Annotated in this window: 20 protein-coding genes and 1 pseudogene; 12 read left to right on the forward strand and 9 right to left on the reverse strand. The window is 74.2% G+C overall.

Annotation, left to right across the window (positions count from 1 at the left end):
- The first annotated feature begins 52 nt into the window (after positions 1–52).
- Together KSE_RS36980 and KSE_RS36985 are read left to right on the forward strand one after the other, a co-directional pair.
- Entirely contained in the window at positions 53–631 is a 579-nt protein-coding gene (locus KSE_RS36980) for a TetR family transcriptional regulator (RefSeq protein WP_014140522.1), read from the forward strand.
- A gap of 343 nt (positions 632–974) precedes the next feature.
- Entirely contained in the window at positions 975–1262 is a 288-nt protein-coding gene (locus tag KSE_RS36985; protein ID WP_014140523.1) for a HEAT repeat domain-containing protein, read from the forward strand.
- A gap of 49 nt (positions 1263–1311) precedes the next feature.
- Here KSE_RS36985 and sigJ read toward each other — a convergent pair whose 3' ends face one another.
- From sigJ to KSE_RS37005, 4 genes are all read right to left on the reverse strand, one after another.
- Positions 1312–2205 carry an RNA polymerase sigma factor SigJ gene (gene sigJ, locus KSE_RS36990; protein ID WP_014140524.1) on the reverse strand — a complete coding sequence of 298 codons (894 nt, stop codon included), beginning with the start codon at positions 2203–2205 and terminating at the stop codon, positions 1312–1314.
- 105 nt (positions 2206–2310) lie between these two features.
- Positions 2311–2892, reverse strand: a complete 582-nt coding sequence (locus KSE_RS36995) for a hypothetical protein (RefSeq protein WP_014140525.1) — start codon at positions 2890–2892, stop codon at positions 2311–2313.
- A 132-nt stretch (positions 2893–3024) separates the two neighbouring features.
- Positions 3025–3978 carry a 5'-nucleotidase gene (locus tag KSE_RS37000; protein ID WP_014140526.1) on the reverse strand — a complete coding sequence of 318 codons (954 nt, stop codon included), beginning with the start codon at positions 3976–3978 and terminating at the stop codon, positions 3025–3027.
- Between the two features lie 83 nt (positions 3979–4061).
- On the reverse strand, positions 4062–4496 hold the full coding sequence (locus KSE_RS37005; RefSeq protein ID WP_014140527.1) for a MarR family winged helix-turn-helix transcriptional regulator: 435 nt from the start codon (positions 4494–4496) through the stop codon (positions 4062–4064).
- A 70-nt stretch (positions 4497–4566) separates the two neighbouring features.
- Here KSE_RS37005 and KSE_RS37010 point away from each other — a divergent pair, with 70 nt between their 5' ends.
- The 4 genes from KSE_RS37010 (at position 4567) to KSE_RS37025 (ending at position 8496) form a co-directional block, all read left to right on the forward strand.
- Positions 4567–5586 carry an SDR family oxidoreductase gene (locus tag KSE_RS37010; protein ID WP_014140528.1) on the forward strand — a complete coding sequence of 340 codons (1020 nt, stop codon included), beginning with the start codon at positions 4567–4569 and terminating at the stop codon, positions 5584–5586.
- Positions 5583–6452: a 4-hydroxyphenyl-beta-ketoacyl-CoA hydrolase gene (locus tag KSE_RS37015; protein ID WP_014140529.1), complete on the forward strand. Its 870-nt coding sequence runs from the start codon at positions 5583–5585 to the stop codon at positions 6450–6452. Before KSE_RS37010 ends, KSE_RS37015 begins: the two co-directional genes overlap by 4 nt.
- A gap of 64 nt (positions 6453–6516) precedes the next feature.
- Positions 6517–8004: an acyl-CoA synthetase gene (locus tag KSE_RS37020; RefSeq protein ID WP_014140530.1), complete on the forward strand. Its 1488-nt coding sequence runs from the start codon at positions 6517–6519 to the stop codon at positions 8002–8004.
- Positions 8005–8040: 36 nt separating this feature from the next.
- The gene (locus KSE_RS37025; RefSeq protein ID WP_014140531.1) at positions 8041–8496 is read left to right on the forward strand and encodes a MaoC family dehydratase; all 456 of its coding nucleotides are present in this window, start codon (positions 8041–8043) and stop codon (positions 8494–8496) included.
- On the opposite strand, the gene KSE_RS37030 is transcribed toward KSE_RS37025, so the two are convergent.
- Complete coding sequence (locus KSE_RS37030; protein WP_014140532.1) at positions 8487–8954, reverse strand: hypothetical protein; 468 nt, start codon at positions 8952–8954, stop codon at positions 8487–8489. The genes KSE_RS37025 and KSE_RS37030 overlap by 10 nt on opposite strands.
- 85 nt (positions 8955–9039) lie before the next feature.
- On the opposite strand from KSE_RS37030, the gene KSE_RS37035 reads away from it, so the two are divergent.
- The 4 genes from KSE_RS37035 (at position 9040) to KSE_RS37045 (ending at position 12757) form a co-directional block, all read left to right on the forward strand.
- Positions 9040–9468, forward strand: a complete 429-nt coding sequence (locus tag KSE_RS37035) for a VOC family protein (protein WP_014140533.1) — start codon at positions 9040–9042, stop codon at positions 9466–9468.
- A gap of 389 nt (positions 9469–9857) precedes the next feature.
- Positions 9858–10655 (forward strand): hypothetical protein, encoded by a 798-nt coding sequence (locus KSE_RS45430; protein ID WP_014140534.1) that lies wholly within the window; start codon positions 9858–9860, stop codon positions 10653–10655.
- 896 nt (positions 10656–11551) lie between these two features.
- A complete protein-coding gene (locus KSE_RS42530) occupies positions 11552–11761 on the forward strand; it encodes a hypothetical protein (protein WP_014140535.1) in 210 nt (69 codons plus the stop codon).
- Positions 11762–12100: 339 nt separating this feature from the next.
- Positions 12101–12757 carry a TIGR03086 family metal-binding protein gene (locus KSE_RS37045; protein ID WP_033259494.1) on the forward strand — a complete coding sequence of 219 codons (657 nt, stop codon included), beginning with the start codon at positions 12101–12103 and terminating at the stop codon, positions 12755–12757.
- A 7-nt stretch (positions 12758–12764) separates the two neighbouring features.
- Here KSE_RS37045 and KSE_RS37050 read toward each other — a convergent pair whose 3' ends face one another.
- The 3 genes and pseudogenes from KSE_RS37050 to KSE_RS37060 form a co-directional block, all read right to left on the reverse strand.
- Positions 12765–13496 carry a carbohydrate binding domain-containing protein gene (locus KSE_RS37050; protein ID WP_014140537.1) on the reverse strand — a complete coding sequence of 244 codons (732 nt, stop codon included), beginning with the start codon at positions 13494–13496 and terminating at the stop codon, positions 12765–12767.
- 387 nt (positions 13497–13883) lie between these two features.
- A complete protein-coding gene (locus KSE_RS37055) occupies positions 13884–14132 on the reverse strand; it encodes a hypothetical protein (protein ID WP_014140538.1) in 249 nt (82 codons plus the stop codon).
- Between the two features lie 173 nt (positions 14133–14305).
- Positions 14306–14701: pseudogene (locus KSE_RS37060) on the reverse strand (winged helix-turn-helix transcriptional regulator); the annotation flags it as partial.
- 108 nt (positions 14702–14809) lie between these two features.
- Between KSE_RS37060 and KSE_RS37065 the strand changes: the two are divergent.
- The gene (locus tag KSE_RS37065) at positions 14810–15676 is read left to right on the forward strand and encodes an NAD(P)H-binding protein (protein WP_014140540.1); all 867 of its coding nucleotides are present in this window, start codon (positions 14810–14812) and stop codon (positions 15674–15676) included.
- 123 nt (positions 15677–15799) lie between these two features.
- Here the strand turns inward: KSE_RS37065 and KSE_RS37070 are convergent, their stop codons facing one another.
- Positions 15800–16663: a helix-turn-helix transcriptional regulator gene (locus KSE_RS37070; protein WP_014140541.1), complete on the reverse strand. Its 864-nt coding sequence runs from the start codon at positions 16661–16663 to the stop codon at positions 15800–15802.
- A gap of 154 nt (positions 16664–16817) precedes the next feature.
- Between KSE_RS37070 and KSE_RS37075 the strand changes: the two genes are divergently transcribed.
- Positions 16818–17597 carry an NAD(P)H-dependent oxidoreductase gene (locus KSE_RS37075; protein WP_014140542.1) on the forward strand — a complete coding sequence of 260 codons (780 nt, stop codon included), beginning with the start codon at positions 16818–16820 and terminating at the stop codon, positions 17595–17597.
- The last annotated feature ends 174 nt before the right edge of the window (positions 17598–17771 follow it).

Below are 17771 nucleotides of genomic sequence, written 5' to 3' on the forward strand. Positions count from 1 at the left end.
CTATCCTGAACCATGGTTCACCTTGATGCAAGTGGAAGGGCAGGCACCTCCCGTGACCCAGGCCAGGGCACCGCGCGCCGACGCGGTCCGCAACCGCAGGAAGATCCTCACCGCCGCCGGCGAGCAGATCACCGCCCACGGCCCCGACGTGGGGATGGACGAGATAGCCGCCGCCGCGGGCGTGGCCGTCGGCACCCTGTACCGGCACTTCCCCACCAAGACCGACCTGGTCGCCGCCGTCGTCGCCGAGTACGTCGCCCGCGTCGCCCAAGACGCCGAGGCCGCCCTCGCCCGCGCCGCCGACGGCACCGGCCGCGCCCTCGACGAGCTCACCGCGTTCCTCGGCCGCGTCGTCGAACAGTCCGCCACCGACCGCGCCGTCAAAGCCGCCGCCCAGGTCCTCGGCGCGCAACCGGGCGACCGTGCCGACGAGGACCGCGCCGGCTCGGCCGTCGCCGGCCTCATCCAAGCCGGACAAGCCGACGGCGACATCCACCCCGACGTCACCGTCAACGACATCTACCTGCTGTTCTCCACCGCGCCCACTGACCAGCCCCCCGCCGCCCGCGCCCGCTGGCTCGCCCTAGTCACCCCCGGACTGACCACCGGAGCCCGGCAGATAAAGAACTGACACCCGGCGCACTCCCATACCGCGCCAGGTATTGAGGTCTCTTGCGGGCAAGGGGGGTCAACTTTCAGAAACCGACCGGGGGTCATTTTTTTAGAGACTGGCGACAGCGCTGCCCGCCCTGCGAAACGTGGACCCTTACTGGAGTGGACGGACCCGGCATCTGACCTGGCACTACGCCGGTCAGAGCGTCGGAAGCGGCCTTGCCGGCCAGTAAACCGCTCATCGCGGCTGCTCTTGCCCCGGACATCCACCACGGTCTCTGGCAGTTCCGGATCGCGGGGGACGTCGATCTGCGGGGTCGGCGTTGCGGGCTTCGGCGGAGGGGAGGTCGGAGGAGGCGGGTGTGTTCGAGGTGGTGCGTGCCGCCGTGGGGGATGGCGACGCGGAGGTCCGTGCCGAGGTCCTGGGTGCGCTGGCTTGGCGGTGGCCGGACGACGCGTATCCGCTGGTGTGCGCGCGAGCTCTCGACCAGGCGGAGGCGCCGACCGTCCGGGTGACCGCCGCCCGTCTCCTCGGGGTGCTGTGGCCCGAGGGCGCCGAGGCGCTGGAGGTCCTGCGGGAGCTTGAGGGCACCGGCCCGGAGGAGGCCCGTACGGCGGTTCGGCAGGCGCTGGCCCTTCGGCTCCCGTAGTGGCGGTGCGCCCCCGCGGCGAGGGGGCGCACCACCGCCACGGGGGCGGTTACCGCCGCAGGCCGCGGAGTTTGTCCGGGTTGACCTGGAAGCGGAGGTTGCGCATCAGGCCGCCGTCGAGGTCGAAGGTGAGGGCGCCGATGGGGTGGCCGTCGGCGGTGAACAGGACGCCCTCCTCGCCGTTGATGAGGGCGGAGCGCCAGCTGATGCCCTGGACGCCGGGCTTGGCGAGGACGCCGACCATCCAGCGGGCCACGGGGTCGGTGCCGTGCAGGGGGCGGCGGGCGGCGGTGACCTTGCCGCCGCCGTCGGACCAGGCGGTGACGTCGGGGGCGAGGAGTTCGAGCATGGCGTTGAGGTCGCCGCCGTCGCAGGCGGCGAGGAAGCGGCCGGTGACGGCGCGGCGCTGTTCGGGGTCGGTGTCGAAGCGGGTGTGCCGGGCCTGGACGTGGGCGCGGGCGCGGTGGGCGGTCTGCCGGACGGAGGTCTCGGTGCGGTCGAGGAAGCCGGCGATCTCGGCGTGGCTGAAGCCGAACGCCTCGCGCAGCACGAAGACCGCCCGTTCGACCGGGCCGAGGCTTTCCAGGACGACGAGGAGCGCGGTGGAGACGGTGTCGGCGAGTTCGGCCTCGTCGGCGGCGTCCGGTTCGGTCAGGACGGGTTCGGGCAGCCAGGGTCCGACGTACGACTCGCGGACGGCCCGGGCCGAGGTGAGCCGGGTGAGCGACAGGTTGGTGACCGTCCGGACCAGGTACGCGCGGGGGTTGGCGACCTGTTCGGCCCGGCCGGCCGCGGACCACGCGATCCAGGCGTCCTGCAGGACGTCCTCGGCGTCGGCGACGCTGCCGAGCAGCCGGTAGGCGGTGCCGAAGAGCAGGCGGCGGTGCGCGGTGAACTCGTCGAGCGGATCGGCGGCGGACGGCGCCTCGGGAGGGTCGATCATGTGCTTCAGGCTGCCAGCGCGGCCCCGCCCCCGGCAACCGCCGTGCGGCACGGGCCCGCTGACGGGCCTTCCGGGGCGGGCGCTGCTCGGCTGGCACCGGCCGGATCAGGAGCAGGTGTCGCAGATCCGGGTGGCGGGCAGCTGGACCCGGCAGCGCGGGCAGACCGGGGCGGGCCGTTCGGTGGCGGCCGCGCGGCGGCGTTGGACGGCCTGGTGGTAGAGCGGGGCGAGGGCGGCGGTTCCGCCGCCGGGCGGGAGGTCGGGGCAGAACACCCGGTAGCAGGCCAGGCGGGCTTCGGCGGCGTGCAGTTCGCGGGCGTGCGCGTCGGCGGCCGGGGGCAGGCCGGCGGCTTCGAGGACTTCCCGGTAGCCCTCGCCGACCATGCCGTCGTCGGTGTGGACCACCAGGGCGGTCAGCGGCGGGTGCGCGCGGTCGAGGGTGGCGGGGATGACGCGGCTGAGCACCCGGCCGATCCAGTTGTGCAGCAGGACGCTGGTCTGCACGCCGGACTCCCGCTGCACGGCGGCGCCGAGGTCGCTGTAGGTGATGACGTCGTGGTAGCGCGAGGCGACGCCGACCAGCAGCGGGTAGGCCGCCGCCCCCCAGGCGTCCAGGGCCTCGGCGCGGCTGACCGGCACGGTCCGGCCCCCGTCCGTCCGCCAGTACCCCGAGGTCCGCTGCGCCATGATCTCCCCGCCCGTCCGCTTTCCACTGCCCGCTGCCCGGTTTGCCCGGTCCGCCCGCTCCTGCCCGGGAGGCTACCGGCACGGCCGGGCGGAGGACTAATCGGATTGTGGGGGAGGAGAAGTGACGGGGAGTCAGTTCGCCGGGCCGGGCCGTTCGTCGTTGAGGCGGCCGAAGGGGACGTGGACGCTGGGGGTGGTGCGGGAAGTGCTGGCCAGGTGGGAGCTCTGGTCGTCGAAGAAGATGTGCGGCCGCAGCACCTTCATGATCCCGCCCTTGTCGATGCCGCCGAGGAAGAACGCGTCGTTGGCGCGCAGTCCCCACCGCTTCAGGCTCATCACGGCGCGCTCGTGGGCGGGCGCGTCGCGGGCGGTGACGAGCGAGACGTGGACGCGCGGGCGGTAGCCGGGGTCCGCGCGGCGCCGCTTCTCCTCGCGGCGCTGGATCCGGTCCACGGCCGCGAGGAAGTCCCTGAGCGGCCCGGCGTCGTGCGGGACGTCGGCGTGGGCGAGCTCGTGCGCGCGGAAGCCCTCGATGCCGGCGGCGCTGTAGACCTGCTCGGAGGCGTCGTCGGCGAGGATCCCGTCGAAGTCGAAGGAGATCCGCAGGTCCCGGTCGTCCGGGGCGTCTGCGGGGAGCGGGCCGAGGACGTGTCCGGCGGGCAGGCCCGCGTCGACCGCCGCGTGGACGTCGTCCCGGTTCGCCGAGAGGAACAGGGACATGTTGAGCACCGGCATGAACCGGTAGGGCGACTTGCCCTGCATGAACGCGGCCCGGCTGATCGGCAGTTTGTGGGCCTGGACGGAGCGCATCACCCGCAGCCCGGTGTCGGGGTCGTTGCGGGACAGCACGATGACCTCGATCAGCGGATCGCCGGGGGCTGGGGCGAGGTCGTTCAGGGAGAGCAGCCGCCGGACGAAGGGGAAGGCCACGCCGGGCTCGAGAGTGTCGTCGAGGTGCTCCTCCTGGTAGGAGCGGTAGCGCTCCTCGCCGTGCTCGCGGAAGACCGCGTCCGACTCGGTCAGGTCGAACAACGCGCTGGAGGCGATGCCGATGACGAGTCGCTCGGAAAGGTCGTAGGGCGGCATCCGGTCGGCCCCTCTGCGGTGCGCGGGCGTGGAGTGCCCGCCATCCTCGCACGGGCGTGCGAACGATCCGGCGGTGCGCGGGGTCAGAGCGCGGAGATGCGCTGCAGCAGCTCGTTGAGGGTGGCCCGGTCGTCGGGGGAGAGCGGGGCGAGCAGGTCCTCGGTGACGCGGCGGCTGTCGTGGTCGGCGGTGCGCAGCAGGTCGTGGCCGGCGGGGGTGAGGACGACCTGGCGGCTGCGGCGGTCGGCGGGGTCGGGGCGGCGCTCGGCCAGGCCGAGGCGCTGGAGGTCGTCGAGCAGGGAGACGATCGCGCTGGGGTCGTAGCCGAGCCGGTCGGCGAGTTCGCGTTGGCGGACGCCGTCGACGGTGCCGAGGTAGCGCAGGATCGCGTGGTGGCGCAGGCGCAGGCCGTGCTGTTCCAGGGCGGCGTTGAACGCGCTGCCGGTGCGCTGGCCGAGGCGGTACAGCAGGTAGCCGGTGTCGGCCTGTAGGCCGTGCATCCAGGGGGCGTCGCTCATGGGGTCATCATGCCAGAGCGAAGATGTTCAAAACAATCATTGACATCAACAATGATTGTTCCTAGCTTCAATGGTCATGAGCAACGAAACCCTCCCGAACGCCCCCCACCCCCTCGACCTCGACCTGACCGGCAAGGTCGCCGTGGTCACCGGCAGCGGCCGCGGTCTCGGCCTGGCCTACGCCGCCGCGCTGGCCGCCGCCGGCGCCGCCGCCGGCGCCGCCGTCGTGGTCAACGACCTGGACGCCGGGGTCGCCGGGGCGGCCGCCGCCGCGATCGAGGCCGCCGGCGGCCGGGCCGTCGCGGTCGCCGCCGCCGTCGGCACCACCGAGGCCGCGCAGGCCCTGGTCGACGGGGCCGTCGAGGCGTTCGGCCGGCTCGACGTGATGGTCACCAACGCCGGCATCCTGCGCGACAAGGTGCTCTGGAAGATGACCGACGAGGACTTCGACGCGGTCGTCGCCACCCACCTGCGCGGCACCTTCACCTGCGCCCGGGCCGCCGCCGTCCGGATGCGCGAGCAGGGCGAGGGCGGCCGGCTGATCATGATCGGCTCCCCGGCCGGCCAGCGCGGCAACTTCGGCCAGACCAACTACGCCGCCGCCAAGGCCGGCATCGCCGCGATGGTGCGCACCTGGGCGATGGAGCTGGCCAAGGCCGGCATCACCGTCAACGCCGTGATCCCGATCGCCGCCACCGCGATGACCGAGACCATCCCGGCCTTCGCCCCCTACGTCGAGGCGATGCGGCAGGGCGCCCCGCTGCCCGACTTCCTGCGCAAGGGCGAGGGCTTCGGCACCGCCGAGGACTGCGCCGCGCTGATCCCGTTCCTGGCCTCCGACGCCGCCGCGGGCGTCACCGGCCAGTGCGTCGGCATCGGCGGCGACAAGCTCGCCCTCTGGTCGCACCCGCAGGAGGTCGCGGTGGCCTACGCCGACGGCGGCTGGCGCCCCGAGACGATCGCCGCCGGCTGGGCCGCGGGCGTCGGCCGCGAACCGCAGACCGTCGGCGTCCCCGCCTCGGCCGTCCCCGCCGGGGCCGCTCCCACCCCGGCCGTCCCCGCCCCGGCCGTCCCGGGGGAGGGCAAGTGAACCTCGCCGAACTGACCGCGATCGACGTCCACACCCACGCCGAGGTCTCCGCGCACGGCCACGCCTCGCTCGACGAGGAGCTGAACGACGCCTCCAGCGGCTACTTCAAGGTCGAAGGGGCGCACCGCAGGCCGACGCTGCCGGAGATGGCCGCGTACTACCGCGAGCGGAAGACGGCCGCCGTGGTCTTCACGGTCGACGCCGAGCACGCCACCGGCCGCCCGCCCGTCCCCAACGAGGAGATCGCCGAGGCCGCCGCCGCCAACGCCGACGTGCTCATCCCGTTCGCCTCGATCGACCCGTTCCGCGGCAGGGCGGGCGTCCGGCAGGCCCGCCGGCTGGTCGAGGAGCACGGGGTGCGGGGCTTCAAGTTCCACCCCAGCATCCAGGGCTTCTTCCCGAACGACCGGCTCGCCTACCCGCTGTACGAGCTGATCGAGGAGACCGGCACCGTCGCGCTCTTCCACACCGGCCAGACCGGCATCGGCGCGGGCGTCCCCGGCGGCGGCGGGATCCGGCTCAAGTACTCCAACCCGCTGCACGTCGACGACGTCGCCGCCGACTTCCCGCACCTGAAGGTGATCCTCGCGCACCCGTCCTTCCCCTGGCAGGACGAGGCGCTGGCCGTCGCCACCCACAAGCCCGGCGTGCACATCGACCTCTCCGGCTGGTCGCCGAAGTACTTCCCGCCGCAGCTCGTCCAGTACGCCAACACCCTGCTCAAGGACAAGGTGCTGTTCGGCTCCGACTACCCCGTGCTCACCCCCGACCGCTGGCTCGCCGACTTCGCGAAGCTGCCGATCAAGGACGAGGTCCGACCGAAGATCCTCAAGGAGAACGCCGCCCGTCTGCTCGGCCTGACCTGACCGGACGGACCGGACCCGCACCCGCACCCGGCCGTCCCGCGCCCCGAAAGGCTCCCCCACCCTCATGCGCAACCAGGGAATCGGCTCCTGGCCCGCCCGCCGCGCCAGGAAGACCCCGCACCGCACCGCCCTCGTGCACGGCGGCCACCGCCACAGCTACGCCGACCTGCACGAACGCAGCACCCGGCTGGCCCACGCGCTGCGCACCGCCGGCATCCGCCGCGGTGACCGGATCGCCTACCTCGGCCCCAACCACCCCTCCTTCCTGGAGACGCTGTTCGCCGCCGGCCTGCTCGGCGCGCTGTTCGTCCCGCTGAACACCCGCCTCGCGCTGCCCGAGATCGCCCACCAGCTCGACGACTGCGGGGCCCGGGCGCTGATCCACGCGCCCGGCTGCGCCCCGCTGGTGCCGTCCGGCGCGGTGCCGGTGACGGTGCGCACCGGCGAGGAGTACGAGTCCTGGCTGGCCGGGGCCGACCGCACCCCGATCGACGAGCCGGTCGGCCTCGACGACACCTGCCTGATCATGTACACCTCGGGCACCACCGGCCGTCCCAAGGGCGCCATGCTCACCCACGGCAACCTCACCTGGAACGCCTACAACGTGCTGGTCGACACCGACCTGCTCGCCGACGACGTCGCCCTGGTCTCCGCCCCGCTGTTCCACACCGGCGGACTGAACATGCTCACCCTCCCCGTCCTGCTCAAGGGCGGCGCCTGCCTGCTCACCGAGTCCTTCGACCCGGCCGGCGCGCTGGAACTGATCGCCCGGGAGCGGATCAGCTACATGTTCGGCGTGCCGACCATGTACGACCTGATGGCCCGCCAGGACGGCTGGGCCGACGCCGACCTGCGCAGCCTGCGGATCCTCAACTGCGGCGGCGCGCCCGTGCCGCGCCCGCTGATCGACACCTACCTGCGCCGCGGCCTCTCCTTCCAGCAGGGCTACGGCATGACCGAGGCCGGCCCCGGCGTGCTCTTCCTGGACGCCGAGCACACCGCCGGCAAGGCCGGCAGCGCGGGCGTCCCGCACTTCTTCACCGACGTGCTGCTGACCACCGCGGACGGGCGGGAGGCCGGCCTCGGCGAGGTCGGCGAGGTCCTGGTCAGCGGCCCCAACGTCGGCCCCGGCTACTGGGGCCTGCCCGAGGCCACCGGGCTGGCGTTCCACGGCGAGTGGTTCCGCAGCGGCGACGCCGCCCGGGCCGACGCCGACGGCTACCTGACCATCGCCGACCGGATCAAGGACATGTACATCTCCGGCGGCGAGAACGTCTACCCCGCCGAGGTCGAGGAGGCGCTGCTCGCGCTGCCCGGCGTCGCCGAGTGCGCCGTCTACGGCGTGCCCGACCCCAAGTGGGGCGAGGTCGGCCGGGCCGTCGTCGTCCCCGCCGCGGGCGCGGCCGTCGACCCGGACGCGCTGCTCGCCGCACTGGCCGGCGTCCTCGCCAAGTACAAGCTGCCCCGGACGGTGCTGCTCGCGGACGAACTGCCGCGCACCGCCTCCGGGAAGATCCTCAAGCACCGGCTCCGTGCCCGGCACGACGGCTGACCCTCCTTCCCCCTTCCCACCCAGAAAGGCAGTTCCATGGCCATCACCGTCAACGGACTCGACGCCCTCAAGGCCCTGGCCGGCACCGACCTCGGCGCCAGCGGCTGGCTCGACGTCACCCAGCAGCGCATCGACACCTTCGCCGACGCCACCGACGACCACCAGTGGATCCACACCGACCCCGAGCGCGCCGCCGCCGGCCCGTTCGGCGCGCCCATCGCGCACGGCTACCTGACGCTCTCGCTGTTCATCCCGCTCTTCACCGAACTGCTGGAGGTCGAGGGCGTCACCACCAAGGTCAACTACGGCCTGAACAAGGTCCGCTTCCCCTCCCCGGTCAAGGCCGGCGCGCGGATCCGGCTGACCGCCCGCCTCGCCGAGGTCGAGGAGGTGCCCGGCGGCCTGCAGATCACCGTCGACGGCACCATCGAGATCGAGGGCGCCACCAAGCCCGCCGCCGTCCTGCAGAGCGTCTCCCGCTTCTACGCCTGACGGCCCGCCGGAGGGCCGCCGCAGGGGCCCAGGCCCCCGACGGCGGCCACCCGCCGCCCCGAACCCGGGCACACCCACCAGCAGCCGCCCGCGTCCCCGGCCGCCGGCCGCAGCAGGTGCGCGTGCCCCGGGCAGGACGGCCACTGGGTGAACGTGTACCCCGCCAGGTGGTCCTGCACCAACTCGGCGACGAAGCAGGCAAGTTCGGCGTCACCGGCGGCTACCGGCAGCGACCGGGCGAACAGCGGCCCGTCCGCCGCCCGCCAGCCGAGCAGCGTCGTCCCGTACACGTCGTCCTCGGCCAGCACCCAGTCGACCCCGGCCGGCAGCCGCCCGCCCGCCGTCCGCAGCACGTCCCGGCCGACCGCCGCACAGGCCGCCGCCAACTCGGGCGACAGCTCGGGCGGTGGGCCCTCGGCCGGTGCGCCGTCCAGGCTCCAAGTGGTGAACGTCCCCATGCCGGAGAACCTAGCGCCCCGCGCGGGCGAACCGCCGACCGATATTCGGACGACGCCGGGCTGACGTGTTGTTAGGGTGCCGCCCATGGCAGTGCTCAGGAAGTTCCAGGTGACGTTCGACTGCGCGGAGCCGGTTCGGCTCGCCCGCTTCTGGTGCGAGGTGCTCGGCTACGAATCCAACCCCCCGGCGGGCGCCGCCAGTTGGGAGGAGTACGAGGCCGGGCAGCCGGCCGCGGAGCGCGGCGGGTGGGCCGCCTGCGCCGACCCCACCGGGGTCGGGCCGCGGCTGTACTTCCAGCGCGTTCCGGAAGGCAAGGTCGTCAAGAACCGGGTGCACCTCGACGTCCGGGTCGGCACCGGCCTGGTCGGCGAGGAGCGGCTGGCCGCGCTGGAGGCCGAGTGCGCCCGGCTGCTGCCGCTCGGCGCGGTCCGGGTGCGGCTGCTGTACGACGGCGGCGACGACTCGTGCATCGCCATGCAGGACATCGAGGGCAACGAGTTCTGCATCGACTGACCCCCGTCCGCCGACCCGCTGCTGTTCGCCGTGACCGGGGCCGGCCAGCCGCCGCTCGCCGGGGCCGTGGTCCGGGGCGTGCCCGCAGTTCCCGCGCCGGTCGGCGGGCCCACCTTCGACCCGGTCTACCGTCCCGACGTGATCGAGACCCCACCCGGCCGTGCGGTCTGCCGGTGGACACGCGTCGTCGACCAGTGTGAACGCAGCCGGACGGGCGGGTCGGATCTGTGCCCGGAGCATCAGCGGCAGTGGGCCCAGCACCGCGAGCGCGGGGTCGGCAGGGCAGCCTTCGTTTCGGCCGTCCAGGGGCCGGACCGGCGCCTCGGGGCGACAGGGACCATCTGCCAGATCTGCCCTGAACGGCCTGCGGCCCGCAACGACCTGCGGCTGTGTCAGCGGCATCCGAGCCGGCGGGCCGCGCACAAGACCGAATCGCGGCCACCTACGACCCCAACGACAAGGGCGTCCGTGACATCGGGGAGAGCACCGTCACCACCGGCCGCCGCATCGGCGAGGTGCTCCAGGTGCGGTGGGACTGCATCGGCCGCTACGGCGGGCTGGAGATGTTCTGGCACGACCAGGCCAAGGTCGGCAACTACGACGCCGCGATCCGCATGCCCGAACGCCTCTGCGGGGTCCTCGCCGAGCGCCGGCGCAAGACCCCGGACCGCCACAGCCGCGACGAGTTCGCCCTGGACCCGCGCAAGCCCCGGGACCACTTCCACCGTGTCCGATCCACGGCCTTCCGCGCCACCGTCCCCGAATCCCGCGCCGCGGCGGCCCTGGCCGCCCGCCGCCGCAAGAGCGAAACCGCTGTTGAGCGCGTCCACCGGGCCGTCGCCCGGCTCCGACGCGAGAAGGCCCGGGGCGGTGTCGCCTCCGTCGCCCGCCGCGCGGACGTCTCGCGCACCTGCCTCTACGACAACACCGAGGCCAGAGCCGCCGTCGCCGCGGTGACGGCTCGGGCCGGCGAACGCCGGACCCGCACGCTCACCGACCAGGACGACGCCCGCGAGGCGACCTGGTGCGAACGCGCGCTGAACGCCGAGGGAGCCCTCAAGGCCGCCCGCTCCGACCTGCGCTTCCAGGACCGCCGCGGTGTCGACCCCGAAGCCCACCTCCTTGGCCCACCCGTCGGCAAGTGGCCCCGCAACACCCGGTCGAGGGGTCCGACCACCATCAGGTGACCGGGCTCCTCGGCCGGGACCGGAGCGAGCGGCGGTTGGCCAGCCGGGCCGCGCGACGCAAGACGGCTTCTGCTCGGGTGTGTTCCCAGGCAAGGCTCGGCCGTTCGGGCCGTCGTCGGCAGTACTCGCAATCGGGGTCACCGCAGACTCCTTCACGCCATTCGTCGCACACCACGCACAGCGCTGCGTCGAACCGTTCGCAGTAGTCCTGCCTGGTGCCGCACCGAAGGCATGATCCGGACTCCGGCCGGACCGCGGAGGGGCGCTTACGAGGCATCCCCCTGTCCGGGCTTCAGCATCTCCGCGTCCACCACGGCTGAGACGGATCGCCATGGGAGTCCACGATCGTGCGGGAACAGTAGACCTCGTCAAGCGGACGCACCAGCCGTCGGAGCTCCCGCGACGCACCGGTCGGCAGCCCGCGCAGGGCCTGCTCCAGCATCTCTCGTGGATGGGCGTCGGAAGGACAGCACGCTTCGACTCCGCAGCCGCGGACCTGTGGATCCGTCAGCCTGCGGGCCGGGCCGTGAACAGTGCCGCCCCACCGAGCCATCGCGTCGGCGACGGCTCCCGGCCACGCATGTGAATCCTCGAACGCGGCGATCTCACTCTGCGTGCGCGCCGAGACCCCAGAAAGGATCTTCCTGCTCTGCTCGGGGCGGAGCCTGTGCGACAACTTGGCGCGCACCTGGCCTGGCCGTCTACGCGCCATGGCCCTTTCGTTGGTTCGTCATGGACGACATCCTCCCAGAGCGGGGCCGTTCCGATCAATGCCGCCCCGAACGCCAGCGGGAAGCGTGCCACCACGCAGGCGCAGAGCGGCGGGTCGCATTCGGCGCGGGTGACGCGCTGCGCGAAGCGGTGGACCTTGACGTCAGCGTGTCCAGGACGTCCCGGTGGGAGCGCCCGCAGCTCTCTCCCGCTGGCTGAACGACCCGGACGGCTACGACGCGCTGGTGTTCTGGCGGTTCGACCGTGCCGTCCGGTCCACGGTGTACATGTGCGCCCTCGCCAACTGGGCGCGCGAGCACCGCAAGGTGCCCGTCTCCGCCGAGGGTCCGGGGCGCGGTGGCCGAGCTGATCACCCGGTGGCGCGTCGCGGGTGAGCCCGCGGGCGAGCGGCTGCGGGTGGCCGTCAGCGCCGAGGGCCAACGGATCGCATGGGACTGAGCCCAGCGGTTCGGGCACCTGCCCGGTGGGTCCCGCGTACGACGATGCTCCGTGCGGTCTTCCTGGCCGTGCAGGGCCTCTGGCGTGTGCTGACGGCGACGGTGAGTCCGGCAGAACCGGTAGTCGCGTGTGTCGGGGTCGCCGGAGGGCGGTCACTTCCCGTTCTGGGCCGGTGCGGCCGGGGCCCGCTGGCGTGTTCGCCGTTTCGGGGGTGGGTGGCGGTCCGGCGGATGAATTCGCACGATCGTGCTGAAATCTCGGGTAGGCTCGGCGGCATGACGCAGAACCAGGCTGTGGACACCCCCGGACTCGACCTCGTGGCCCTCGACGCCCGCGCGCTCGCGACCGCCCGCTCCCTCGTCGACCGGATCGACCCCGGCATGCTCGGCCTCGCGACGCCCTGCGGCTCGTGGACGCTCGGCCGGCTGCTCGCCCACATGACCGGCCAGAACCACGGCTTCGCGGCCGCCGCCCGGGGCGGCGGCCGCGACCTCGCCGACTGGGCGGACCGCCCGGTCGGCGACGACCCGGCCGGGGTGTTCGCCGCCTCGGTGGCGGAGGTCGAGGCCGCGTTCGCCGAAGAGGGCGTCCTCGAACGCGCCTTCTGGCTGCCCGAGATCCGCGACGGCGGCCCGTTCCCCGGCCGGCAGGCGATCGGCTTCCACTTCCTCGACTACGTCGTCCACGGCTGGGACGTCGCGGTCTCGATCGGCGCCGAACCCGACTTCGCCCCCGGCCTGCCCGCCGCCGTCCTCCCGATCGCCCGCCAGGTCCCGGCCGGCCCCGCCCGCGAAGCCCCGGGTGCCGCCTTCGCCCCCGCCCTGCCGTCCCCGGCCGGAGCCGGGGACGGGGACGGAGCCGGTGACTCGCTCGCCCTGGTGCTGCGCCTGCTCGGCCGCGACCCCGACTGGACCGCGCCGAACCACCCCTGACGAACCGTCAGGGACGCGGCAGGCAACTCGGGGACGGGGATACCGACGAAGGCGGCGGCGACACCGGCGACGAGGGCGAGGGCGGCAGGGGCGCCCCGCTCGGCGCGGCGAGGGGGACGGGCGTCGAGGCGGGCGTCGGCGTCGGCGCCGGCGAGGTGGGCAGCGAGGCGCCACCGCCCGGGCAGGGCGGGATGTAGACCGGCGTGGTGTCGTACAGCGAGACCTGCCGCACCTGGTACGGCCCCTGCCCGTACCAGCCGTGGAAGTACACGGTCAGCGTCCGGGCGTCCGGCCCGGTCGTCACGCTGCGCCGCAACTGGGTCAGGTTCGGCGAGTTCGCCCACAGTTGGACCGGCTCGATGCCGGGGCCGGAGACGCCGACGAAGGCGTACGCGCCGGAGACGAACGCGCTGAAGTCGTAGATGTGGTTCGGCTGGACGGTGACCTGCTGGGTGCAGCCCGCGAAGTCGTAGGCGCCGGGGCGGCCCTCGACCCTGGTGTCGTAGGACCAGCTGACGCCGCTCTCACAGGTCCAGCCCTCGCTGGGCGGCGACTGGAACAGCGGATTGGTGACCGCCTCCTGGCCGGTCGCCCCGGCCGGGTCGGCGCCCAGGGTGAACAGGCACGCGGCGGCGGCCAGGGCCGCCGCCCCGGCGATCGCGCCGCGCGGGGCGGGTCTGCGGGCGGGCCTGCGGGTGGCGGGAGGGACGGGGGTAGCGGGAGGGACGGGGGTGCGCATCGGGGACTCCTTCGGGTGGGTGGGGGAGCGCCGCCCGTACGCGGCCGGCGCGGCGCGACCTGTCGCTGCCCCTGCCGGCGGCGGAAGGACACCCGCGCCGCCGGGCCGACCCGCACGGCACCCCGGCGTCCCGAAGGCGGGCCCGGCCGTCCGACGGCGGCCCGGGAAGGGGCGGGAGGGTGCACGCATACCGTGTCTCCGGTGGGGAGGGCGACGAGGGGCAGCGGTGCGAGGGAGTGGACCACACCATGGTGGACGCCGCGGGCCTCCGTCAAGCGGCGGCGGAAGACCGGTTCCGGCCCACCGCAGCGGTCACTGACGGACCGTCGGCAGAGCCGGTGGCCACCGGCCCTGCCGGTCGGCGCCGGCCACGGCGACGCGGGCGGTTCAGAACAGTTGCTGCCGGGCGAACAGCTCCAGGTGGCCGCAGGACGGGCAGTGGAACGCGTCGACCTGCAACCGCGCCCGGCTGAAGCGCTTGGCACCGCCCAGCGGCCCGCGCTCGACCGGACCGGGGATCCACCGGACGTCCCCCGCGCTGTCCTGGCCGTCGTCCTCCAGGAAGCCCTGGTGGAGGCCGGTGTGCCCGCAGTGGCTGCACCTGATCGGGGTCGGCGGCGGCATCTCGTTGCTCACCAGCGGAGTATAGGTCGCACCCGAAGCCGTTCGGACGCGTTTCCGAGACCTCGTCAACCGGCCTGCGCGGCAGCGTCGTTCGCCTTCGCCCGGCCCCCGGCCACGCGTCCGGACGGCCTCGGGCGCGCCTCCGCCTGCGTCTGCGGCTGCCTCTGCGACTGGGGCTGCGACTGCGCCCGCGCCTTCGTCTCGGCGTGGGCCGCCCGGGCCGCCAGCACCTCCGGGACGCGGGACTCCACCCAGCGGGCCAGCGCCCAGACCTGCCGGGCGGCCTCCTCGCCGAGCGGCGTCAGCGAGTAGTCGACGCGCGGCGGGATCACGGCGTGCGCCTCGCGCCGGACCAGGCCGTCCTGCTCCAGGGTCTGCAGGGTCTGGGCCAGCATCTTCTCGCTCACCCCGCCCACCGCGCGGCGCAGTTCGCTGAACCGGTGGGTGCCGTCCAGCAGCACGGCGAGCACCAGGACGGCCCAGCGGCTGGTGACGTGTTCGAGGATGCCCCGGGAGGCGCAGGCGGCCGAGTTGACGTCGACGGGGAGCCCGCCGGTCAGTTCCTTCACCCTGGCGTTCATGACAGTAGCTTACTCGAAGGTGGGTACTTCCGATTGGTTAGTGACTTTCCTGGGGTGAGACAAGCAAGCCGTCGTCCCCCGCCGTCCCCGTTCAGGAGCCGCATCACCATGAGCATCGTCGTCACCGGCGCCACCGGTCAGCTCGGCCGCCTCGTCATCGAGGAACTGCTGACCCGCGTCCCGGCCGCCGAGGTCGCCGCCGCCGTCCGCGACCAGGACCGGGCGGCCGACCTGGCCGCCCGCGGCGTCGAACTGCGCACCGCCGACTACGACCGGCCCGAGACGCTGGCCGACGCGATCCGCCCCGGCGACACCGTGCTGCTGATCTCCGGCAACGAGATCGGCCGCCGCACCGCCCAGCACGGCGCGGTGATCGACGCCGCGCAGGCCGCCGGCGCCGCCCGCCTGGTCTACACCGGGGTGCTCGGCGGCCCGGACGCCGACTTCCGGCTCGCCGACGAGCACAAGGCCACCGAGCGGCTGGTCCTCGACTCCGGCCTGCCGTACACCTTCCTGCGCAACGGCTGGTACACCGAGAACTACACCGCCCTGATCCCCGTCCAGTTGGAGCACGGCGTGGCCGGCAGCACCGCCGGCGGCCGGGTCGGCGCGGCCGGCCGCGCCGACTACGCCGCCGCCGCGGCCGAGGTGCTGACCGGCGCGGGCCACGAGGGCCGGGCGTACGAGCTCAGCGGCGACCGGGCCTGGACGCTGGCCGAGTACGCGGCCGAACTGTCCCGGCAGAGCGGCCGCCCCGTCGCCCACCACGAACTGCCCGCCGAGGCCAACCTCGCGCTGCTCACCGGCGCGGGCCTGCCGCGGCCGCTCGCCGAGATCCTGGTCGACGTGGACGTGTCCGGCATCGCCCGCGGCCTGCTGGCCGGCGGCAGCGGCGACCTCGCCCGGCTGATCGGCCGCCCGACCACGCCGCTGGCCGAGACCGTCGCACGGGCGCTGGCCGCGCACGCGGGCTGAGCCGCCGCGGCCTGTCCATCGGCCCCGCGCACGCGGGTCGAGCCGTCACGGCTGTCCACCGGCCCCGCGCAGGCGGGTCGAGCCGTCACGGCTGCTCGCCGGCACCGCGCGCGGGGCGAGCCGTCACGGCTGCTCGCCCGCCCGGGCCTCCTCCGGGGCCGGGCGGGCGGGGGCCGTGGTGTCCGCGGCCAGGCCGGCGAGCAGGCGCAGTCCGTCCTCGGCCGGGCTGCCCGGGGCGGCCGAGAGGACCAGCAGTTCGGCGCCCGAGCCGTCCGGCAGGGCGAAGTTCTCCTGGTGCAGTTCGAGCAGCCCGACCAGCGGGTGCCGGTACGCCTTGCTGCCGTGGGTGCGGGCGCGCACGTCGGCGCGGGCCCAGAGGCGGCGGAAGCGTTCGCTGCCCATCGCCAACTCGCCGATCAGCGAGGCGAGTCCGGGGTCGTCCGGGTACTTGCCGGCGGCCAGCCGCAGGTGTCCGACCACGTCCCGGGTGCAGGACTCCCAGCCCGCGTAGAGGCCGCGCTCGCCCTCCTCCAGGAAGATGTGCCGGGCGGTGTTCAGCCCGGCGAGCTCCGGCCGGCCGTACAGCAGCCCGGCCAGCCGGTTCCCGGCGAGCACGTCCATCCGGTGGTCCATGATGATCGCGGGCGCGCCCTGGACCAGGTCGAGGACGCGCAGGAGCTCCGGCCGGATCCGCCCGCCCGGCGCCTTCGCCCGCCGCCGGGGCTGCCGGGCCAGCCGGTGCAGGTGCGCCCGCTCGGTGCCGTCCAGGCCCAGCACCCGCGCCAGCGCGTCCAGCACCTGTTCGGACGGCTGGGTGGCCCGGCCCTGCTCCAGGCGCACGTAGTAGTCGACGCTCACCCCCGACAGGTGCGCCACCTCCTCCCGCCGCAGCCCCGCCACCCGGCGGCGGCCGTCGGTCGGAATGCCGGCCGTCGCCGGATCGACCCGGGCGCGCCGGGTCCGCAGGAAGCCCGCGAGATCGTCCATGCCGCCCAGTATCGCCCGCCGCCGCGTCCCCCCGGGTGGCCCTGCGAGTACCAGGAAGCCCGGTCCTACGGACCTCCCGTCCCTGAACGCGGGCCGCCGCGGCCGCCAGGATCGTGGTCGAGGCAAGCAACCGACCGCAACCGAGGAGCCCCCGGTGAAGACCCTGATCGTCCACGCCCACCCCGAACCGAAGTCGCTGAACGGCTCGCTGACCGACCACGCCGTCACCGTCCTGCGGGACGCCGGGCACGAGGTGCGGGTCAGCGACCTGTACGCGATGGGCTGGAAGGCCGCCGCGGACGCCGACGACTACGGCCCGCACGCCTCCAGCCCGCTCAAGGTGCCCCTCGACTCCGGCCGCGCCTTCGACGCCGGCACGCTCACCCCCGACGTCCGCGCCGAGCAGGAGAAGCTGCTCTGGGCCGACACCGTCATCCTCCAGTTCCCGCTCTGGTGGTACAGCATGCCCGCCATCCTCAAGGGCTGGGTCGACCGGGTCTTCACCTACCGCTTCGCCTACGGCGTCGGCGAGCACAGCGACACCAAGTACGGCGAACGCTTCGGCGAGGGCACCCTGGCCGGCCGCCGCGCGCTGCTCTCCGTCACCGTCGGCGGCCCCGAGGCGCACTACGCGCCGCGCGGCATCAACGGCCCGATCGACGACCTGCTCTTCCCGATCCAGCACGGCATCCTCCACTACCCCGGCCTCGAAGTCCTCCCGCCCTTCGTCGTCCACGGCAGCGACCGCCTCGACCCCGCCGACTACCCGGCCGTCGCCGCGGCCTGGGAACACCGCCTCCGCACCCTGGAGACCACCGCTCCCGTCCGCTACCGCCGGCAGAACTTCGGCGACTACGAGATCCCCGCCCTCCAGCTGAAGCCCGGCCTCGAACCGGCCGGCCGCACCGGCTTCGGACTCCACCTGGAGGCGTAGCCGGCGCGGTCGGCCGGAGGACCCCCGCCGCCACCTCCCGGGCCGCCGGATGCGCGGGCGGATGCGCGGGCGGGCGCGCGGGCAGCGGAGGGGGAGCGGGGTGGTGCGGGGCTCGCCCCCGGTGCTTCGGGCGCTCCCCCGCAGGGGCCGCATTCGGCCCAACTCCCGGTGGCG

Origin of the sequence: Kitasatospora setae KM-6054, from assembly GCF_000269985.1 — a bacterium.
Classification (GTDB): Bacteria; Actinomycetota; Actinomycetes; order Streptomycetales; family Streptomycetaceae; genus Kitasatospora; species Kitasatospora setae.

Coding starts and splice junctions, on each gene's coding strand:
- KSE_RS37005 (WP_014140527.1), bottom strand. CDS start 4,496: ATGAGCGACGCCCCCTGGATGCACGGCCTACAGGCCGACACCGGCTAC.
- KSE_RS36995 (WP_014140525.1), bottom strand. CDS start 2,892: ATGGCGCAGCGGACCTCGGGGTACTGGCGGACGGACGGGGGCCGGACC.
- KSE_RS37045 (WP_033259494.1), top strand. CDS start 12,101: ATGACGCAGAACCAGGCTGTGGACACCCCCGGACTCGACCTCGTGGCC.
- KSE_RS37000 (WP_014140526.1), bottom strand. CDS start 3,978: ATGCCGCCCTACGACCTTTCCGAGCGACTCGTCATCGGCATCGCCTCC.
- sigJ (WP_014140524.1), bottom strand. CDS start 2,205: ATGATCGACCCTCCCGAGGCGCCGTCCGCCGCCGATCCGCTCGACGAG.
- KSE_RS37050 (WP_014140537.1), bottom strand. CDS start 13,496: ATGCGCACCCCCGTCCCTCCCGCTACCCCCGTCCCTCCCGCCACCCGC.
- KSE_RS37070 (WP_014140541.1), bottom strand. CDS start 16,663: ATGGACGATCTCGCGGGCTTCCTGCGGACCCGGCGCGCCCGGGTCGAT.
- KSE_RS37035 (WP_014140533.1), top strand. CDS start 9,040: ATGGCAGTGCTCAGGAAGTTCCAGGTGACGTTCGACTGCGCGGAGCCG.
- KSE_RS37010 (WP_014140528.1), top strand. CDS start 4,567: ATGGTCATGAGCAACGAAACCCTCCCGAACGCCCCCCACCCCCTCGAC.
- KSE_RS37065 (WP_014140540.1), top strand. CDS start 14,810: ATGAGCATCGTCGTCACCGGCGCCACCGGTCAGCTCGGCCGCCTCGTC.
- KSE_RS37020 (WP_014140530.1), top strand. CDS start 6,517: ATGCGCAACCAGGGAATCGGCTCCTGGCCCGCCCGCCGCGCCAGGAAG.
- KSE_RS37025 (WP_014140531.1), top strand. CDS start 8,041: ATGGCCATCACCGTCAACGGACTCGACGCCCTCAAGGCCCTGGCCGGC.
- KSE_RS37030 (WP_014140532.1), bottom strand. CDS start 8,954: ATGGGGACGTTCACCACTTGGAGCCTGGACGGCGCACCGGCCGAGGGC.